The 16616-nt window shown below is 61.7% G+C and carries 15 protein-coding genes; 11 read left to right on the top strand and 4 right to left on the bottom strand.

Features of this window, described 5'->3' with window-relative positions; genetic code table 11:
- Positions 1 to 5: 5 nt before the first annotated feature.
- From ACFPN2_RS03730 to ACFPN2_RS03715, 4 genes are read left to right on the top strand one after another with little or no spacing between them, the layout of a single operon-like run.
- The gene (locus ACFPN2_RS03730; RefSeq protein WP_380595101.1) at positions 6 to 359 is read left to right on the top strand and encodes a chaperone NapD; all 354 of its coding nucleotides are present in this window, start codon (positions 6 to 8) and stop codon (positions 357 to 359) included.
- Positions 325 to 2823 (top strand): nitrate reductase catalytic subunit NapA, encoded by a 2499-nt coding sequence (gene napA, locus ACFPN2_RS03725; RefSeq protein ID WP_380595099.1) that lies wholly within the window; start codon positions 325 to 327, stop codon positions 2821 to 2823. Before ACFPN2_RS03730 ends, napA begins: the two co-directional genes overlap by 35 nt.
- A gap of 11 nt (positions 2824 to 2834) precedes the next feature.
- Complete coding sequence (locus ACFPN2_RS03720) at positions 2835 to 3317, top strand: nitrate reductase cytochrome c-type subunit (protein ID WP_380595097.1); 483 nt, start codon at positions 2835 to 2837, stop codon at positions 3315 to 3317.
- Positions 3314 to 3967, top strand: coding sequence for a cytochrome c3 family protein (locus ACFPN2_RS03715; RefSeq protein WP_380595095.1), 654 nt, complete (start codon positions 3314 to 3316; stop codon positions 3965 to 3967). The genes ACFPN2_RS03720 and ACFPN2_RS03715 overlap by 4 nt, the downstream gene beginning before the upstream one ends.
- On the opposite strand, the gene ACFPN2_RS03710 is transcribed toward ACFPN2_RS03715, so the two are convergent.
- The 3 genes from ACFPN2_RS03710 to ACFPN2_RS03700 all read right to left on the bottom strand — a co-directional run bounded on the left by ACFPN2_RS03710 (position 3956) and on the right by ACFPN2_RS03700 (position 6363).
- Positions 3956 to 5164: a glycosyltransferase gene (locus ACFPN2_RS03710; RefSeq protein ID WP_380595093.1), complete on the bottom strand. Its 1209-nt coding sequence runs from the start codon at positions 5162 to 5164 to the stop codon at positions 3956 to 3958. The genes ACFPN2_RS03715 and ACFPN2_RS03710 overlap by 12 nt on opposite strands.
- Positions 5161 to 5769 carry a TetR/AcrR family transcriptional regulator gene (locus tag ACFPN2_RS03705; protein WP_380595091.1) on the bottom strand — a complete coding sequence of 203 codons (609 nt, stop codon included), beginning with the start codon at positions 5767 to 5769 and terminating at the stop codon, positions 5161 to 5163. Before ACFPN2_RS03705 ends, ACFPN2_RS03710 begins: the two co-directional genes overlap by 4 nt.
- 69 nt (positions 5770 to 5838) lie before the next feature.
- Complete coding sequence (locus ACFPN2_RS03700) at positions 5839 to 6363, bottom strand: SRPBCC family protein (RefSeq protein WP_380595089.1); 525 nt, start codon at positions 6361 to 6363, stop codon at positions 5839 to 5841.
- Positions 6364 to 6542: 179 nt separating this feature from the next.
- Here ACFPN2_RS03700 and ACFPN2_RS03695 point away from each other — a divergent pair, with 179 nt between their 5' ends.
- From ACFPN2_RS03695 to ACFPN2_RS03675, 5 genes are all read left to right on the top strand, one after another.
- A complete protein-coding gene (locus ACFPN2_RS03695; protein ID WP_380595087.1) occupies positions 6543 to 7172 on the top strand; it encodes a YqiJ family protein in 630 nt (209 codons plus the stop codon).
- A gap of 31 nt (positions 7173 to 7203) precedes the next feature.
- Positions 7204 to 8874 carry a flotillin family protein gene (locus ACFPN2_RS03690; RefSeq protein WP_380595085.1) on the top strand — a complete coding sequence of 557 codons (1671 nt, stop codon included), beginning with the start codon at positions 7204 to 7206 and terminating at the stop codon, positions 8872 to 8874.
- Positions 8875 to 8994: 120 nt separating this feature from the next.
- Positions 8995 to 10341, top strand: a complete 1347-nt coding sequence (locus ACFPN2_RS03685) for a M20/M25/M40 family metallo-hydrolase (protein WP_380595083.1) — start codon at positions 8995 to 8997, stop codon at positions 10339 to 10341.
- A gap of 101 nt (positions 10342 to 10442) precedes the next feature.
- Positions 10443 to 11996, top strand: coding sequence for a S41 family peptidase (locus ACFPN2_RS03680; protein WP_380595081.1), 1554 nt, complete (start codon positions 10443 to 10445; stop codon positions 11994 to 11996).
- An 8-nt stretch (positions 11997 to 12004) separates the two neighbouring features.
- Positions 12005 to 12370, top strand: a complete 366-nt coding sequence (locus ACFPN2_RS03675; protein ID WP_380595079.1) for a hypothetical protein — start codon at positions 12005 to 12007, stop codon at positions 12368 to 12370.
- Here the strand turns inward: ACFPN2_RS03675 and prpR are convergent.
- On the bottom strand, positions 12367 to 14298 hold the full coding sequence (prpR, locus tag ACFPN2_RS03670; RefSeq protein WP_380595077.1) for a propionate catabolism operon regulatory protein PrpR: 1932 nt from the start codon (positions 14296 to 14298) through the stop codon (positions 12367 to 12369). The two genes, ACFPN2_RS03675 and prpR, sit on opposite strands and share 4 nt — an antisense overlap.
- Positions 14299 to 14496: 198 nt before the next feature.
- Between prpR and prpB the strand changes: the two genes are divergently transcribed.
- Both prpB and prpC read left to right on the top strand, forming a co-directional pair.
- The gene (prpB, locus tag ACFPN2_RS03665; RefSeq protein WP_380595075.1) at positions 14497 to 15375 is read left to right on the top strand and encodes a methylisocitrate lyase; all 879 of its coding nucleotides are present in this window, start codon (positions 14497 to 14499) and stop codon (positions 15373 to 15375) included.
- 47 nt (positions 15376 to 15422) lie between these two features.
- The gene (gene prpC, locus ACFPN2_RS03660) at positions 15423 to 16586 is read left to right on the top strand and encodes a bifunctional 2-methylcitrate synthase/citrate synthase (protein ID WP_380595073.1); all 1164 of its coding nucleotides are present in this window, start codon (positions 15423 to 15425) and stop codon (positions 16584 to 16586) included.
- The last annotated feature ends 30 nt before the right edge of the window (positions 16587 to 16616 follow it).

Raw genomic sequence — 16616 nt, 5'->3', positions numbered from 1 at the left:
AGACCATGCGCGAACTTTCACGTCGTGACTTTTTCAAACTCGGGCGTACCGCTGGCGATGCGGACGAGCCCATCGTGCACATCGCCAGTCTGCTCGTGCGAGCGACCGAGACCGGCTGCGAAGCGGTGCGCGCGTTGATCGGCTCCATGCCCGGCGCCGAGCTGCACGAGACCGGACAGACCGGCAAATTGGCCATCGTGCTCGAATCGGCGGACAGCCGGGCCATTGCCGATGCCACCACCGAATTACAGCAACTCCCCGGTGTGCTCACCGTTTCGATCGTGGCGCACCTGATGGAAAGCGCCTCGGCTTTGGAAGAACCTCATGACGCTGAATCGACGACAGTTCCTGCGACGTAGCGCGGCCGCATCGGCCATTGCGGCGGCGAGCCCCAATGCGCCGGCGCAGAACATCATCACCGAATCTCAGTTCACCCAACTGAAATGGTCGAAGGCACCGTGCCGGTTCTGCGGTACTGGCTGCGGCGTGCGTGTAGCGGTAAAGGGCAATCGTGTGGTCGCAACCCACGCCGATGCCAACGCCGAGGTCAATCGCGGTCTCAACTGCGTCAAAGGCTACTTCCTGTCCAAAATCATGTATGGCGCGGACCGGCTCACGCAGCCGTTGTTACGCATGACCAATGGCGCCTATGACAAGAACGGCGAGTTCACACCGGTCAGCTGGGACGCCGCGTTCGACATCATGGCGCAGAAGTTCAAGGAGGCGCTGAAGGCCAACGGACCGGAGTCGGTAGGCATGTTCGGTTCCGGCCAGTGGACCATCTGGGAAGGGTATGCGGCCAACAAATTGATGAAGGCCGGCTTCCGTAGCAACAACCTCGATCCCAATGCGCGCCATTGCATGGCGTCGGCGGCCTACGCCTTCATGCGAACTTTCGGCATGGACGAGCCGATGGGCTGTTACGACGACTTCGAATCGGCCGATGCGTTCGTGCTGTGGGGCTCGAACATGGCGGAGATGCATCCGATTCTCTGGTCGCGAGTCGCGGACCGCCGATTGTCCGCGCCAGCCGTGAAGGTCGCGGTGCTCTCGACCTTCGAGCATCGATCGTTCGATCTCGCCGACATTCCGCTGGTCATGAAGCCGCAGTCGGATCTGGCGATCATGAATTACATCGCCAACTACATCATCGAGACCGGTCGCGTGAATCGCGACTTCATCGGCAAGCATGTGAACTTCAAGAAGGGCAATGACGATATCGGCTATGGCTTGCGCCCGGAACATCCGCTGGAGCAGAAAGCCAAGAACGCCAAGCAGGCCGGCGACTCCACACCGATGTCGTTTGAGGAGTACGCGCGCTTCGTGAAGCCTTACACGCTGGAGCACGCGGCAAAGATCTCCGGTTGCCCGGAATCATGGTTGAAGCAGTTGGCCGAGCTGTACGCGGATCCGAAGATACGCGTCGTGTCGTTCTGGACGATGGGGTTCAATCAACACACGCGCGGCGTGTGGGCCAATCATCTTTGTTACAACCTGCATTTGCTTACCGGCAAGATCGCGACGCCGGGCAACAGTCCGTTCTCGCTGACCGGTCAGCCGTCAGCGTGTGGCACGGCGCGCGAAGTCGGCACGTTTTCGCATCGACTGCCCGCGGACATGGTGGTGACCAATCCCGAGCATCGCAAGCACGCCGAAGAGCTGTGGAAGATCCCTCACGGCACGATCAGCCCGAAGGTGGGGTATCACGCGGTCGAACAGAACCGCATGCTCACCGACGGTAAGCTCAACGCGTATTGGGTGCAGGTCAATAACAACATGCAGGCGGCGGCGAACTTCAATCAGGAAGGGCTGCCGGGTTATCGCAATCCCAAGAACTTTATCGTCGTGTCGGATGCGTATCCGACCGTGACCACGCAGGCCGCGGACTTGATTCTGCCGGCGGCGATGTGGGTGGAGAAGGAGGGCGCGTACGGCAATGCCGAGCGCCGCACGCAGTTCTGGCATCAACTCGTCAATGCACCGGGACAGGCGCGCTCGGATCTGTGGCAGTTGATGGAGTTCTCGAAACGGTTCAAGACCGACGAAGTCTGGCCCGCCGAGTTGTTGAACGAGAACCCGACGTATCGAGGCAAGACGCTGTTCGAGGTGCTGTTCGCGAACGGTCAGGTCAATCGCTTCCCGTTGAGCGAGCTCAACAAGGACTACGAGAACCACGAGTCGAAAGCATTCGGCTTCTATGTGCAGAAAGGCTTGTTTGAAGAGTACGCCTCGTTCGGCCGCGGTCATGGGCACGATCTGGCGCCGTTCGAGAAGTATCACGAAGTCCCTGGCTTGCGCTGGCCGGTGGTGAATGGCACGGAAACCAAGTGGCGCTACCGCGAAGGCACCGATCCATACGTCAAGCCGGGCACGGGCTTTCAGTTCTATGGCAACAAGGATGGCAAGGCGAACATCTTCGCGTTGCCGTACGAGCCGCCGCCGGAGGAGCCGGACGCCGAATATGGCTATTGGCTGGTGACCGGTCGCGTGCTCGAACATTGGCACTCCGGTTCGATGACCGGCCGCGTGCCCGAGTTGTACAAGGCATTCCCGAACGCTGTCGTGTTCATGCATCCCGACGATGCCGAGGCGTTGGGAGTGCGTCGGGGTGTCGAAGTGAAAGTGGTGTCTCGCCGCGGTGAGATGCGGACGCGCGTGGAAACGCGCGGACGGAACAAGCCCCCGCGAGGGGTCGTGTTCGTGCCCTGGTTCGATGCGTCTCAACTCATCAACAAGTGCACGCTGGATGCGACGGATCCGATCTCGAAACAAACCGACTTCAAGAAGTGCGCGGTGAAAATCGTGCCGGTGGGAGCGGTGTGATGAAGCCCCTGATGCGGCGAATCGCAATCGTCGGCGTGCTGTGTTTCGGCGCGGCGCTGGCGGCGGACAATCTCAAAGGACTGCGCGGTCCCTCGCCCCTCAATGAGGAGCCGAAGGCCCCGCGCATGGCGACGGTCGAGAACTTCGACGTGAAGCGCGGGCGGGCCTACACGAGTCAGCCGCCGACCATTCCGCATGCCATCGATCGGTACGAGATCACACGCAATGTGAACTTCTGCATGTATTGCCACTCACGCGTGCGCAATGAGGAGTTCGGTGCGCCCATGGTGAGCGCGACTCACTTCATGGATCGCGATGCGAACTTCCTCGCCGAGATTTCGCCGCGACGTTACTTCTGCACGCAGTGTCATGTGGTGCAGACGGATGCACGGCCGCCGGTGAGCAATACCTTCACCGACGTGTACGAGCTGGTTGAGCGCGAGCAGCGGGCGTCCGATCCACCGGCGCCGGCAGCGAAGGACAAGAAGGAGTGAAAGCGCTATTCGACAGGGCGGTGCGCTGGTGGCGGGTGCTGAGCTCTCCCAGCCGCTATTTCAGCCTGGGCTTTCTGGTGGCCGGCGGGTTCATCGGCGGCATCATTTTCTGGGGCGGTTTCAACACCGCGCTGGAAGCGACCAACAGCGAGAAGTTCTGCACCAGCTGCCACGAAATGCGGGACAACGTGTTCGCCGAGCTGAAGAGCACGATCCATTACAGCAACCGTTCCGGCGTGCGGGCGACCTGTCCGGACTGTCACGTGCCTCACCAATGGACCGACAAGATCGCCCGCAAGATGCAGGCCTCCAAAGAGGTGTGGGGCAAGATCTTCGGCACCATCAACACCCGCGAGAAATTCCTGGACAAGCGCCTGGACCTGGCCAAGCACGAGTGGGCACGCTTGAAAGCGAACGATTCGCTCGAGTGCCGCAACTGTCACGCCTACAAATTCATGGACTGGACGCGTCAGAGCCAGCGCGCTGTGTACGTTCACTCGACCGCGCTGGCGGGCAATGAGCACACTTGTATCGATTGTCACAAGGGCATCGCGCATCGCCTGCCGAACATGGAAGGCATCGAGATGTTGTACGGCGCGCCGATCGAGCAGATTTCCTCGAGCGAGCCGGAAGGGCCGTCAGCGAAGTAGCGCTTCGATCGCGTTGACTGCTGTTGTGAGGCCGTTTTCGGCACGCATCTTTTCGCCCATGGCTCGGGCGCGCACTCGGATCTCATCTCGTTCGGCGAAGCGGATGCTTGCTGCGAGCGATTCGGCGTTCAGGGCTTTCCAGCTGGAGAGCTTGGCCGCGACACCGGCCTGATACAGGCGTTCGGCCCAGAAAGCCTGATCTCCAGCGAACGGCACGACTACGGAGGGAACGCCGGCGCGTGCTGCTGAATGCGTCGTACCGGAGCCGCCGTGATGCACGGCCAGCGACGTTTGCGGTAGCAGCCAGTCATGCGGCGTGTCGCCGACGACAAAGATGTTTGCAGGCAGCTGCGACGTGTCGACGCCGCTCCAGCCCGGATAAAACAATGCGCGCCGGCCTCCGAGGCCGCCGACAATTGCGTCAAACATCCGATGCGGCGCCAATCCCGCCATGCTGCCGAAGCCAACGTAGATTGGCGGTTCACCGGCCGCGAGGAATCGGCTCAGGGGCTCGGGCGGAGTGTAGTGCTTCGCCGGAATGAGCCATTGGCCGCAGACGAACGCATTGCCCGGCCAGTCGTCAGGTCGCGGCAGCAGGCTCGGCGATACGCCATATAACATTGGATGTCCGACCCAGAGTGATTTTCGCGGCGGCAACCCGCAGACGCGTATACGGGCGTCATTGGTAGCTTTGCGAAATGCCGTCCACACCAGCTTGTTGATGAGCTGCTGGCTCAGCCGATTGAACATCCGGGGCAGCTTGCCCGGTAGCAATGGAGAAGGGAACGCGGCGGTCGGCGTCAGAGGAAACATTCCCGCCCCGATGGCTTTCACATCGAGATATTCAGCCGCGGACAAGCCAACGAAACCCGCCAGTCCTGAGATGATGACGGCATCGCACCCTTTGCCGACTTGCACAGCCGCGCGCAGCCAGTTCTCGGCGTTGTCATTCGCGAGTCGAGCCAGCTCCTTCGCCGTGTTGTTGGCGCTGCCGGCTGCGGCGCCATCGTGGCGTAGTGCTTCGCGGATATTTCCAGCAAGTGGCGTGGCCGGGACGCCGAGCGCTGCCGCTGTGCCAAGCGATGCATCGTCCGCGAGCAAGTGAGCTTCATGGCCCGCGTCCATCAATGCACGGGACAACGCTGCGAGGGGCCGAGTATCGCCGTCGGTGCCGTAGGTCAGGACCAGGAATTTCATGATTTCGAGCTGCGTGAGCCTTTCAGAAACAAATCCAGCACCGCCGCGAGCTCATCGTGCAGATCGGCCTTCTGATCCATCAGCCAGCGCATCAGCGCCGCGAGATATAGAAAATGAAAGAACAGTGCGAGCCGTGCCGCCGGCTGTGCGCTTCGCAGCTCACCTGATTTCTGGCCCGCCGTGATCAAAGCGAGGAATGCCCGCACGAGATCGGATCGCGCGTCGTTTTCATCGGCGTGAGGTTGCCCGACGTTGACGAACCGGTAGCGCAAGTAGGGCAGCAGGTACTCGCGATGCTGCTCGAGCCCCGAGGCTGAGGCATCGAGCAGTCGACGCATGCCGCGCTTGAAGCTGCCCTCGGCTTGACAGAGCGGCAGAAGCTGCTCGAGATCCTGTTCGAGCTGCATGTGAATCCAACGCGCCAACACCGCCTCTTTCACGGGAAAGTGACTGTAGAGCGTGCCTTTTGCGACGTCCGCTTCGGCCGCGATCTGCTCCATGGTGACGGCGTCGAAGCCATGCGCCTCGAACAGACCGAAGGCCGTCTGTGCGATGTGATCCAGCTTTTCCTGACGCTTGCGCTCGCGGCGACCCGATTCAGCCATGACTCAGCCAAAATTGAACGACGTATAGAATTGTACGTCGTTCAGAATTGCGGCCGCAAGGCCGACTGCTCAGCGCGCCAGATTTTTCAGGTCGACGCCATAGATCGCCGCATTCTTCGCTACATAGTCGGCACGCGCCTTGACCGGCTGATCGTTGAGCGCGGCGGTCAGCATGTCGAGCATGGTGTGCCAGCCCATGGCGTTCTGGGGAATGAAGCGCTCGAGAATGGGGAAGTGCTTGAAGGTCAGCAGCACCTCTGTGCCGCGCGCTTCGAGCTCGAACGTTGGATAGGATTCAGGATAAGCAGACACGGCGTCCTCGGCGTCGGTCGCATCGAACACATTCCAGGTGTAAACGAGCCTATGCGGTGGCTGCCACTGCGTGACGATGCCACGAATGTGACCATCGACCAGCCGCACCTTGCCGCCCTGACGCGGCTCGATCGATGCGACTTCGCCATACCACGTGGGCAGCTTCTTCGGATCGGTAAGGTAGGACCAGACTCGCTCGATAGGGCCGGGCAGCAGGCGAGTGAAGGTGACGCAGGGAACGTTCGATATCTCGCCCTGCGCATGCAGCTCAGATTTGTTCATTACATTCTCCTCGGGGGCTCGACTATGCCGCGCCAGTCCTGGCCCCGCCAGCTTTGTGGCCACCGGCGAGTGAAATTTCGCCGGTAAGGTGTGGCCATTCACCGGCAGCGCGTTGCATTGGTGGCTTGCTGTCCGGATACTTCTCTCAACAGCTTCTTTAGTTGAGGGATAAACAACTCGTGCTGTTCGCCGCAGAGACCTGGCCATTCACCGTGGCAACCTTTCTGCTCCTGCTGATCGCGATCGTGGAAGGGGTCGCGATGGTGGTGGGCTCCAGTCTCTCCCAGTCGCTGCAACATCTGCTTCCCGATCCCGGCGACATGCATGCCGGTCTGTTCGACAAGTTACTGGGCTGGCTCTCGTTCGGCCGCGTGCCGGTGCTCGTGCTGCTCGTGGTGTTTCTCGCGAGCTTTGCGCTGACGGGCTTTGCGCTCAATCTGGTCGTGCGCCAATTGTTCGGTTTCTGGGTGCCGCCGTTGATCGCGGTGATCGCCGCGTTCCTCATCACACTGCCGGTCGTGCGCTTCGCGGGCGCGGGCCTGGCGCGCGTTATTCCGCAGGATCAAACGTATGCTGTTTCATTTGATTCGCTCGTCGGCCGCGTCGCGACTGTCGTAAACGGCACCGCGCGCGTCGGTTATCCGGCGCAAGCGAAGGTGCCGAATGAGCACGGACAGATTCTGTATGTAATGGTTGAGCCGGAAGCCGAGGGCATGACGTTCCAAAGCGGGGAACGGGTGTTGCTCACCAAGCAGCTGGCCGGCAACCGTTTCGCCGGGGCGGTCAATCCCTGGCCCGATCTGATCTGATGGAGTGGCAACGTTGCTGGGGAGTGAGCAAATGTCGGAACTGACTGTGCAAAATCTGATTCTCGCGGGCATCGCGTTCTTCGCGCTGCTGTTGATAGGAATCATTTTCTCGCGGCTGTATCGCCGCTCCTCGAAGGAACGATCCTTCGTGCGCACTGGACTGGGCGGGCAGAAGGTGGTGATGGATGGCGGTGCCATCGTCTTTCCGGTGTTTCACGAAACCATCCTCGTGAACATGAACACGCTCAAGCTCGAAGTCACACGGTACGGCAAGGACTCGCTGTTCACCAAAGACCGCATGCGCGTGGACGTGGTCGTCGCGTTCTTCGTGCGGGTCGTGCCGACCAAGGAAGGCATCGCGAATGCCGCGCAAACCCTGGGTCAACGTACGATCGATCCGGAGCAGCTGTCGCAGCTGGTGGAAGATAAGTTCGTCGACGCGCTGCGTGCCGCGGCCGTGTCGATGACCATGCAAGAGCTGCTGGACAAGCGTCAGGACTTCATCCAGGGCGTGCAAAACGCCGTGAGCGAAGATCTGCTGAAGAACGGCCTGGAGCTGGAGAGCGTGTCGTTGACCCGCATCGACCAGACCGCCATGCAATTCTTCGATCCCAACAACGCGTTCGACGCCGAAGGTCTGACGCGCCTCACCGAACAGACGCAGCGTCGCAGCCGCGAGCGGAACGAGATCGAGCAGGACACGTCGGTCGCGATCTCGCGTAAGAACTTCGAAGCCAAGACGCTGCAGCTGGAGATCGATCGTCAGAAGCGCTTCGCCGAGCTGGCCCAGTCGCAGGAAGTCGCGGCTCGCGAGGCCGAGCAGAACGCGATCGTCGCCAAGGTGCAGGCCGAGCGCTCTCGGGAATCCGAGGAAGCGAAGATCACCGCCGCTCGTCAGATTCGCGAGGCGGAAGTCGCCAAGGAACAGGCCGTGCGCCAGCGCGTGGTCGAAGCCGAGCGCGAAGTGAAGATCGCCACCATCGAACAGTTGCGTGCCACGGAAATCGCCGATCAGAACAAAGCGATCTCGATCGCGCAGAAGTCCGAGGAACAGTCCAAGGCTCAGGCCAGCGCCAACCTGGCTTTGGCTGAAGCCGTGAAGTCCGAGCAGGCCGTGAAGACCGCCGAGGAAGTGGCCAAGGCCGAACGTGAGAAGCAGGTGACGCTGGTGCTGGCGTCGCAGGAAGCCGAACGTCAGGCCATCAGCGTGAAGGTCTCGGCGCTGGCGGAAAAGGAAGCTTCGGAAGCGAAGGCCGACGCCATCCGCACGCTCGCCAAGGCGAACCGCGAAAACTACGAAGCGGAAGCTGCCGGTAAGCGCGCGTTGAACGAGGCCATCAACACGCTCTCGAACGCGCAGATTTCGCTGCAGGAAAAGCTCGCGTTGATCCAGGCACTGCCGAAGATCATCGAAGAGGCGGTGCGGCCGATGCAGAACATCGACTCGATCCGCATCATGCAGGTCGACGGTCTCAACACTGGCGCCGCCGGTGCGCAGGCCGGCGATCAGGGCAATGGCACGGGCAGTGGCAATCTCGCCGAACAGGCGGTGGGCGCGGCTTTGAAATATCGCGCTTACGCCCCGGTGGTCGATCAGCTCATCAAGGAAGTGGGCTTGTCCGGCAATGGCCTGGACGGCCTGATCAAGTCTTCGGCGGCCATCACGCCGCCGGCGACCCCGCCGGTGCCGATGCCGTCCTGATGTCCTGACGAGAAACGAGGTCCGCGCCATGCGTTGGCGCGGACCTTTTGGTGAAGAGAACGATCTCCAGTCCGTTATGATTCCGCGATCGGCCGGCCAGGCGTCAGACGGAATCGGTTCATGACATCGATCAAATCAGCGAGCGTGAAGCTTGCCTGCGCGCTGTGTTTGTTCAGCGCTTTACTCGGGCTGGAAGCACAGGCCGCGGACGCAGCGGCGAAGAATCAGGCCGTTTTCAAGACCATCAGCAGCAAGCCCGCGGTGAAGGCCGCGCTGGCACAGATTCGTCGAGAAGACGAGCGCACGCTGCGCGAGCAGATCGAGATCGCCGAGATTCCGGCGCCTTCGCGCAAGGAAGAAGGACGCGCCAACGATTACATGCGCCGTCTGCGCGAGCTCGGTCTCACTGAAGTCGCCACTGACTCCGAAGGCAACGTCATCGCACGACGTCCTGGCACGAGCCGGAATGGGCCGACGCTCGTGTTGTCGGCGCATCTGGATACGGTGTTCGGCGCGGACACCGACGTGAAGGTTCGCAAAGAAGGCAATCGTTATCACGGCCCGGGCATAAGCGACGATGCTCGCGGTCTCACCGTGTTGCTGACAGTGTTGCGCTCGATGCAGGAAAACAAGATTCGCACGCAGGGCGATGTTTTATTCGTCGCGACTGTGGGCGAGGAGGGCTTGGGGAATCTGCGGGGCGTGAAGGCGTTGTTCCGCGATCGCACCGACCTCGACGGATTCATCTCCGTCGACAGCACCGAATCGCCGGAGACTCCCGCCGGAGAATCCGAAGTGGTGGCGCGTGCTGTCGGCAGTCATCGCTGGCAGATCACATTCACCGGGCCGGGCGGCCATAGCTACGGGAATTTCGGTACGCCCAGTGCCGTGCATGCGATGGGACGCGCGATCGCCGCCATCTCGGATTTGCAGGCGCCGACCGAGCCGAAGACGACGTTCACGGTCGCGATCGTGTCGGGCGGCACGGCAATTAACGCCATCGCCGAGAAAGCTCAGCTTCAACTCGACATCCGTTCAGAATCCTCGGCCGCGCTCGCTGCGTTGGAAGAACAAATCATGGCCGCGGCTGACCGAGCCGGTGTGGATGAGGGGAAGCGCTGGGGCGCCGATCCTGTGCGGGTCGAGCGCACTCTGCTCGGCGATCGGCCGGCGGGCGCGGGCAGCAATGACGGTCTCATGGCGTCCACCTGGATCGGTGCGATGGTCACCTTGGGTCAGAAGCCGCCGGTGCCGGTTGCGAGCAGCACCGATGCGAATGTTCCGATGGGGTTGGGCATTCCGGCCATCACCGCTTCGGGCGGCGGCATTGCCGACAAGGCACATTCGTTAGATGAATGGTACGAGCCCATCGACGCGTGGCTCGGTCCCCAGGGCGTGTTGCTGACGACCCTGGCATTAACCGGCATCGAAGGCGGCCCGAAGCCTTTGTTGCCGCGCCGTCGCTGAATGAAGACGCCCGGGCGAGGCCAGATGTGCGGCGGGTACTACTGTTGATGTGACGTCTGTAGTACAACCGCACCCATCGAACGAATGGGAGCGGTTTTTACATGGAATGGATGGCCCGGGGTGCGGTGCTGGCAGTCGCGTTGTTCACAGTGGCGGGCTGTGGCGGCGGAGGCGATGGTGGCGGGGGCAGCAATTCGCTGGGGTCCGGCGGGTCGCTGGGCGGCTCCGGCGGTTCGCTCAGCTCGAATCCCACTTATGCGGCCGGGCAGTTCCAGCCGTCCTCCAGCTTCGCCAATCAGTGCAGCTCGACGGTCACCCAGAACATGTTTTTGCGCTCGTGGACCAACGAGCTGTATCTCTGGTATTCCGAAGTGCCCGACCGCGATCCGAGCCTGTCTTCGACGGCGGACTACTTTGCCGCGTTGAAGACGCCGGCGATCACCGCGTCAGGTCGCTCCAAGGATCAATTTCATTTCACTTACCCGACCACGGAGTGGGAGCAGCTTTCCCAGTCCGGCGTCGAGATCGGCTATGGCGCGGAGTTTGTTCTGATTGCGAGCACACCGCCTCGCAAAGTGGTCGTCGCCTACTCGGAACCGAGCACTCCCGCGGGCAACGCCAATGTTCCTCGTGGCGCTGAAGTGCTGGTGGCCGACGGCGTCGACGTGGTGAATGGCAACAGCACTGCGCTGAATGCCGCGTTCTTCCCCGAAACGGCGGGCGAGACCCATACCTTCCAGATTCGCGAGGCCAACAATGGCCCGTTGCGCACGATCACGCTCACCAGCGTCGCCGTGACTCATACGCCCGTGCTCGTTTCCAGCACCCTCAACGCGTCCGGTGTGCCGGTGGGCTATCTGCTGTTCAACGATCACATCGCCACCGCGGAGTCGCAGCTGGTCAACGCGTTCACTTCGTTCCGTACCGCCGGCGTCCAGGATTTGATTCTGGACCTGCGTTACAACGGCGGCGGTTATCTGGATATGGCGGCCGAGGTGGGCTACATGATCGCCGGCAGCCTGACCGCCGGTCAGACCTTCGAGCGCTCGGCGTTCAACGACAAGTACCCGAACACCAATCCGGTCGAGGGCGGAGCGTTGACCCCCACGCCATTTCATTCCACGGGGCAGGGTTTCAGCGTTCCCCGAGGCACGCCGTTGCCGACGCTCAATCTGAATCGGGTCTATGTGATCACCAGCCAGAACACCTGCTCGGCCAGCGAGGCCATCATCAACAGCCTGCGCGGCATCGACGTGGAGGTGTATCAGATCGGCTCGACCACCTGCGGCAAGCCGTATGGCTTCTATCCCAAGAACAACTGCGGCACCACGTACTTCTCGATTCAGTTCGAAGGGCGCAATGCCAAGGGCTTCGCCACCTATCCGGACGGCTTCACGCCGGCGAATTCGCCCGATATCGCCAGCGTCGATCTGCCGGGCTGCTCGGTGGCGGACGATTTCACACATGCCCTGGGCGACACCAACGAAGCTCGGTTGCAGGCCGCGCTCAGCTTCCGTGCGAGCAACAATCAAAGCTGTCCGGCGGCGAGCGGCTTTACGCCGGGCAGCACCTTCAGCTCGAAGACGACGCTGTCCAGCACGGAAGGTGAGATGTTGAAGGTGCCGGCACGCACCAATCGAATCCTTCGCGAATAGGGCAGGTCATGCGCATCGTCGCGCTCGGCGCTCTGGTGATGTTGTCGGCGTGTGCGTCTGTCGCCGGCCACGATGGCCCGGCCGTACTGACGGAGTCGACGGAGGCGTCACGCGCGGAGTTGGTGAAGGTCGTGAGCGCGGCGTTGAACGTTCCGACCGTGACGATCGCGGACGATGCGCTTACCCAAGAGAGCGAGCTGGTGATCGAGCGCACACCTGTCCGCGACGCGGGCGGTCGCAGGGTGCAAGGTCGGGAGATGTCCCAGCCCGAACGTTTCCAGCTCACTCGAGCCAACAACCGCTGCTTTCTCGTGTACGAGCGAACTAAAACCGAGTACCAGCTGCTTAGCGCCAAGTGCCGGCTGTTGCCCTAAACGGATCGTTCCTTCTTCAACTTACGCCACAGCGTCGTGCGACTGATGCCGAGTCGCTCGCTCGCCTTGGCGTAAGAGCCGTCGCTCTCTTCGAGCACGCGCCGAATTAAATCGATCTCTGAGTCGGCGCGATGCGCGGCGATGGACGAGGTGACTTTGAGCGGCGCCACCGCTGCGATCTCCGGCATCAGTTCACGTAGCTGCATGTCGCTGAGTGTCGTGTCGCTCGGGCTGGCCAGCATCGCCACGCGTTCCAATAGATTCTCCAGCTCACGCACGTTGCCTGGCCATTCATAGTTCCAAGCTGCGTCCAGCAGCGTTTGCACGCGAGGATCATGCGTGATGTCGATGCCGGTGCGTGCCGCAATCTTTCGCGCGAGGTGTGCGACCAGCTCGGGCAGATCCTGTCGACGGTCGCGCAGTCCCGGCAACTCCAGGCGCAGGATGTTGAGTCGATAGTAAAGGTCACGGCGAAAGTCGCCGGTGACGATGCGCTCGGTCAGGTCGCGATGCGTGGCCGCGATTACGCGAACGTCGACGCGTGTCGGCTCAATCGCACCGATACGCAATATTTCTTTCTCTTGCAGCACGCGGAGCAAGCGGGTCTGTAGCGACACTGGCATCTCGCCGATCTCATCCAGGAAGATCGTGCCGGTGTGCGCGGCTTCGAACAGGCCGAGCTTGCCGCCACGGCGTGCGCCAGTGAAGGCGCCTTCCTCGTAACCGAACAATTCGCTTTCCAACAGCGCCTCCGGAAAGGCGCCGCAATTGATGGCGATGAAAGGTTGATTCGCGCGTTTGCTCGCGGCGTGGATACCTTGAGCGAGCAGTTCTTTACCCGTGCCGCTTTCGCCGAAGACCAGCACAGTCGCATCGCTGCGAGCGTATTGGGCCGCCAATGAACGGGTGTGAACGATGCCGGGCGTGGTGCCGACCAGATCGGTGAGTCGATAACGAACATTGGCGGCGGGCTTGTGACGGCGGGCGCGCAGGTCACGATCGACGCGTTGAATCGATTCCGGATCCTGGGCGGTGAGCACGGCCCCTGTTTGCGTGCCTTGCTCAGTAATCGGCAGCCGACTCGTGAGCACAGCTCGCGAACCTAGCTTCTGCAGCTCATCGATCTCGGCGCGTGGCTCGCGCAGCGTGCGGGCCAGTGACAGCTCCGGTGCAATGTCACTGAGCTTGTGACCGATGAGATCGGATGCCGGCCGTTCCAACAACCGCGCCATCGCGGGATTCAAGATCTCGATCCGCTCATCCATATCGACCGCGACCACGCCATCGCGCAGCTGGCCAATGATCGTGTTCAACCGTTCGCGCTTCGCGCCTTCCATGTGTGACAGGCGAGCCATTTCGACCGCGTCGTCGAGCGCTTCGCGAACAGCGTCTTCAGAGTAGAGAAAGACACTGGCCATGCCGGCCGCTTCGGCGAGATCCGCGATCAAGCCCGGCGCGACGACGACTTCGATGCCACGAGCGCGCAGCTCGAGCACGCAGTTCCTGGCCTCGTCGGTGGTTCGATAACTCCGCTGCTCGATGCCGAGCCCAAACAGTTCATTGAATCGTTCGAGCTCGACGGGCAGGGCGCCGTGCGTCACCAACGCGATCCGCGACGAGATACCGCGAGCCCGACCGAGCGCGCTCAGGATGTCGAAGCCGCCGACTCGGACCAGCACCACCGGCAGCTCGACGTGTTGTCGAAGGTAGGCGCCGTTGGACCCGGCGGCCACGAGCACATCGATGGGCTGCTGGCGGCTCAGCTCATTAATAGTGTCGACGGCGGTCTCGAAGCCGCTGTCGAGCACTTCGACCCGGGCAACCTGGGCGTAAGTGGGGGCGAGGTCCCGGAACAGATCCTTCAGCCGATGCAGGCCGACGGCGACGATCCGGAGCGGGTCATTGGGGCGTACGACGCTGGCGTTCATGGCCGGGGTTGCATCTGTTACAGTGGCGAAACTGTAGCGTTTCAGAAATGAAACTGCCAGCGGCCGGCTGCGCCGGGGCGCACACGGCATTCAGCGGCCAATCAATGGGTTAAGCGCGAGTCTTGGCGCCAGGCGCGTGGCATAAGTCTTGCTCTCCCTCTGCAACCCGAGCTTTCGACCGTTTCGCAGGAGACTTCCATGGCATCCGCCGGACAAAACTTCCGCTCCGCCCTGGCCGCCGAGCAACCGCTGCAGATCGTCGGCACGATCAATGCGAATCACGCGCTGCTCGCCAAGCGGGCCGGTTATCGCGCGATCTATCTGTCGGGCGGCGGCGTGGCGGCCGGTTCGCTGGGCATGCCCGACTTAGGAATCAACAACCTCGACGACGTACTGACCGACATCCGTCGCATCACCGATGTGTGCGATCTGCCGCTGATCGTCGACATCGACACCGGCTTCGGCCCGAGCGCGTTCAACATCGCCCGCACCGTGAAGAGCCTGATCAAGTTCGGCGCCGCCGGCTGTCACATCGAAGATCAGGTTGGCGCCAAGCGTTGCGGCCATCGTCCCGGCAAAGAGCTCGTGTCCACCGAAGAGATGGTGGATCGCGTGAAGGCCGCCGCCGATGCGAAGACCGACCCGTCGTTTTATTTGATTGCGCGCACCGACGCGATCGCCTCGTTCGGCATCGACGCCGCGATCGAGCGTTCGATCAAATGTGTCGAAGCGGGCGCCGACGCCATCTTCGCCGAAGCGGCCTACGATCTGCCGACATATCAGAAGTTCGTCGATGCGGTGAAGGTGCCGGTGCTGGCGAACATCACTGAGTTCGGCAAGACGCCATTGTTCTCCGTGCCCGAGCTGAAGAGTGCGGGTGTGGCGATGGTCCTGTATCCGCTCAGCGCCTTCCGCGCCATGAACAAGGCCGCGGAGAATGTTTATGAAGCGATCCGCCGCGACGGTCATCAGAAGAATGTGATCGACACGATGCAGACGCGCGAAGAACTGTATGAGCGCATCGGTTATCACGCTTACGAACAGCATCTCGATGCGCTCTTCAAATCTAAAAAGTAAAGCGAAGAAATAACCGGGCGCCCTTAAGTAACAAACGACCAGGAGACATGAAGATGACCGACGCTCCCACTCAGGCTGGGTTCAAACCGAAAAAGTCAGTTGCACTGTCCGGCACCGTCGCCGGCAACACCGCGCTTTGCACGGTCGGTCGCAGCGGCAACGATCTGCACTATCGCGGCTATGACATTCTGGATCTCGCCGCTCAGTCCGAGTTCGAAGAAATCGCCCATCTGCTGGTGCACGGCAAGTTGCCCACCGGCGCTGAACTGGCGGCTTACAAGACCAAGCTGAAGGCGTTGCGTGGCCTGCCGGCTGCGGTGAAGACGGCGCTCGAGCAGTTGCCGCCGTCGGCTCATCCGATGGACGTGATGCGCACGGGCGTGTCTGTGCTCGGCTGTGTGAGTCCTGAGAAGGACGATCACAATCACGCCGGCGCGCGTGACATCGCCGACAAGCTGATGGCGTCGCTCGGCTCCATGCTGCTGTACTGGTATCACTACGCTCACAACGGCAAGCGCATCGAGACAGAGTCGGATGAAGACTCCATCGGCGGTCACTTCCTGCACCTGTTGCATCAGCAGAAGCCGCCGCGCTCGTGGGTGCGTGCGATGCATACGTCGCTGATCCTGTACGCCGAGCACGAATTCAACGCGTCGACGTTCACGTCTCGCGTCGTCGCTGGCACCGGCTCCGACATGTTCTCGGCGATTTGCGGCGGCATCGGCGCCCTGCGTGGCCCGAAGCACGGCGGTGCCAACGAGGTCGCGTTCGAGATCCAGAAGCGCTACGACACGCCGGCCGAGGCGGAAGCGGACATCCGCGCCCGCGTCGAGCGCAAGGAAGTCGTGATCGGCTTCGGCCATCCCGTCTACACGATCTCCGACCCGCGCAATAAAGTCATCAAGCAGGTGGCACTGGACCTCTCGAAGGAGGCAGGCAACACGAAGATGTACGATATCGCCGAGCGCCTGGAAACGGTGATGTGGGAAATCAAGAAGATGTTTCCCAACCTGGACTGGTTCAGCGCCGTCAGCTATCACGTGATGGGCGTGCCGACCGCCATGTTCACGCCGTTGTTCGTGATCTCCCGCACCTCAGGCTGGAGCGCGCACATCATCGAGCAGCGCATTGACGGTAAAATCATCCGACCGAGCGCCAACTACACCGGTCCAGAGGACCAGAAGTTCGTGCCCATCGCTGATCGTAAGTAAGACCGGCGCAAGTAAGCCAATCGCCATCGC

It is taken from the genome of Steroidobacter flavus (genome assembly GCF_042651805.1).
GTDB lineage: Bacteria > Pseudomonadota > Gammaproteobacteria > Steroidobacterales > Steroidobacteraceae > Steroidobacter > Steroidobacter flavus.
Note: the sequence above shows the minus strand (reverse complement) of the source record. Positions and strands in the feature narration are given on the sequence as shown.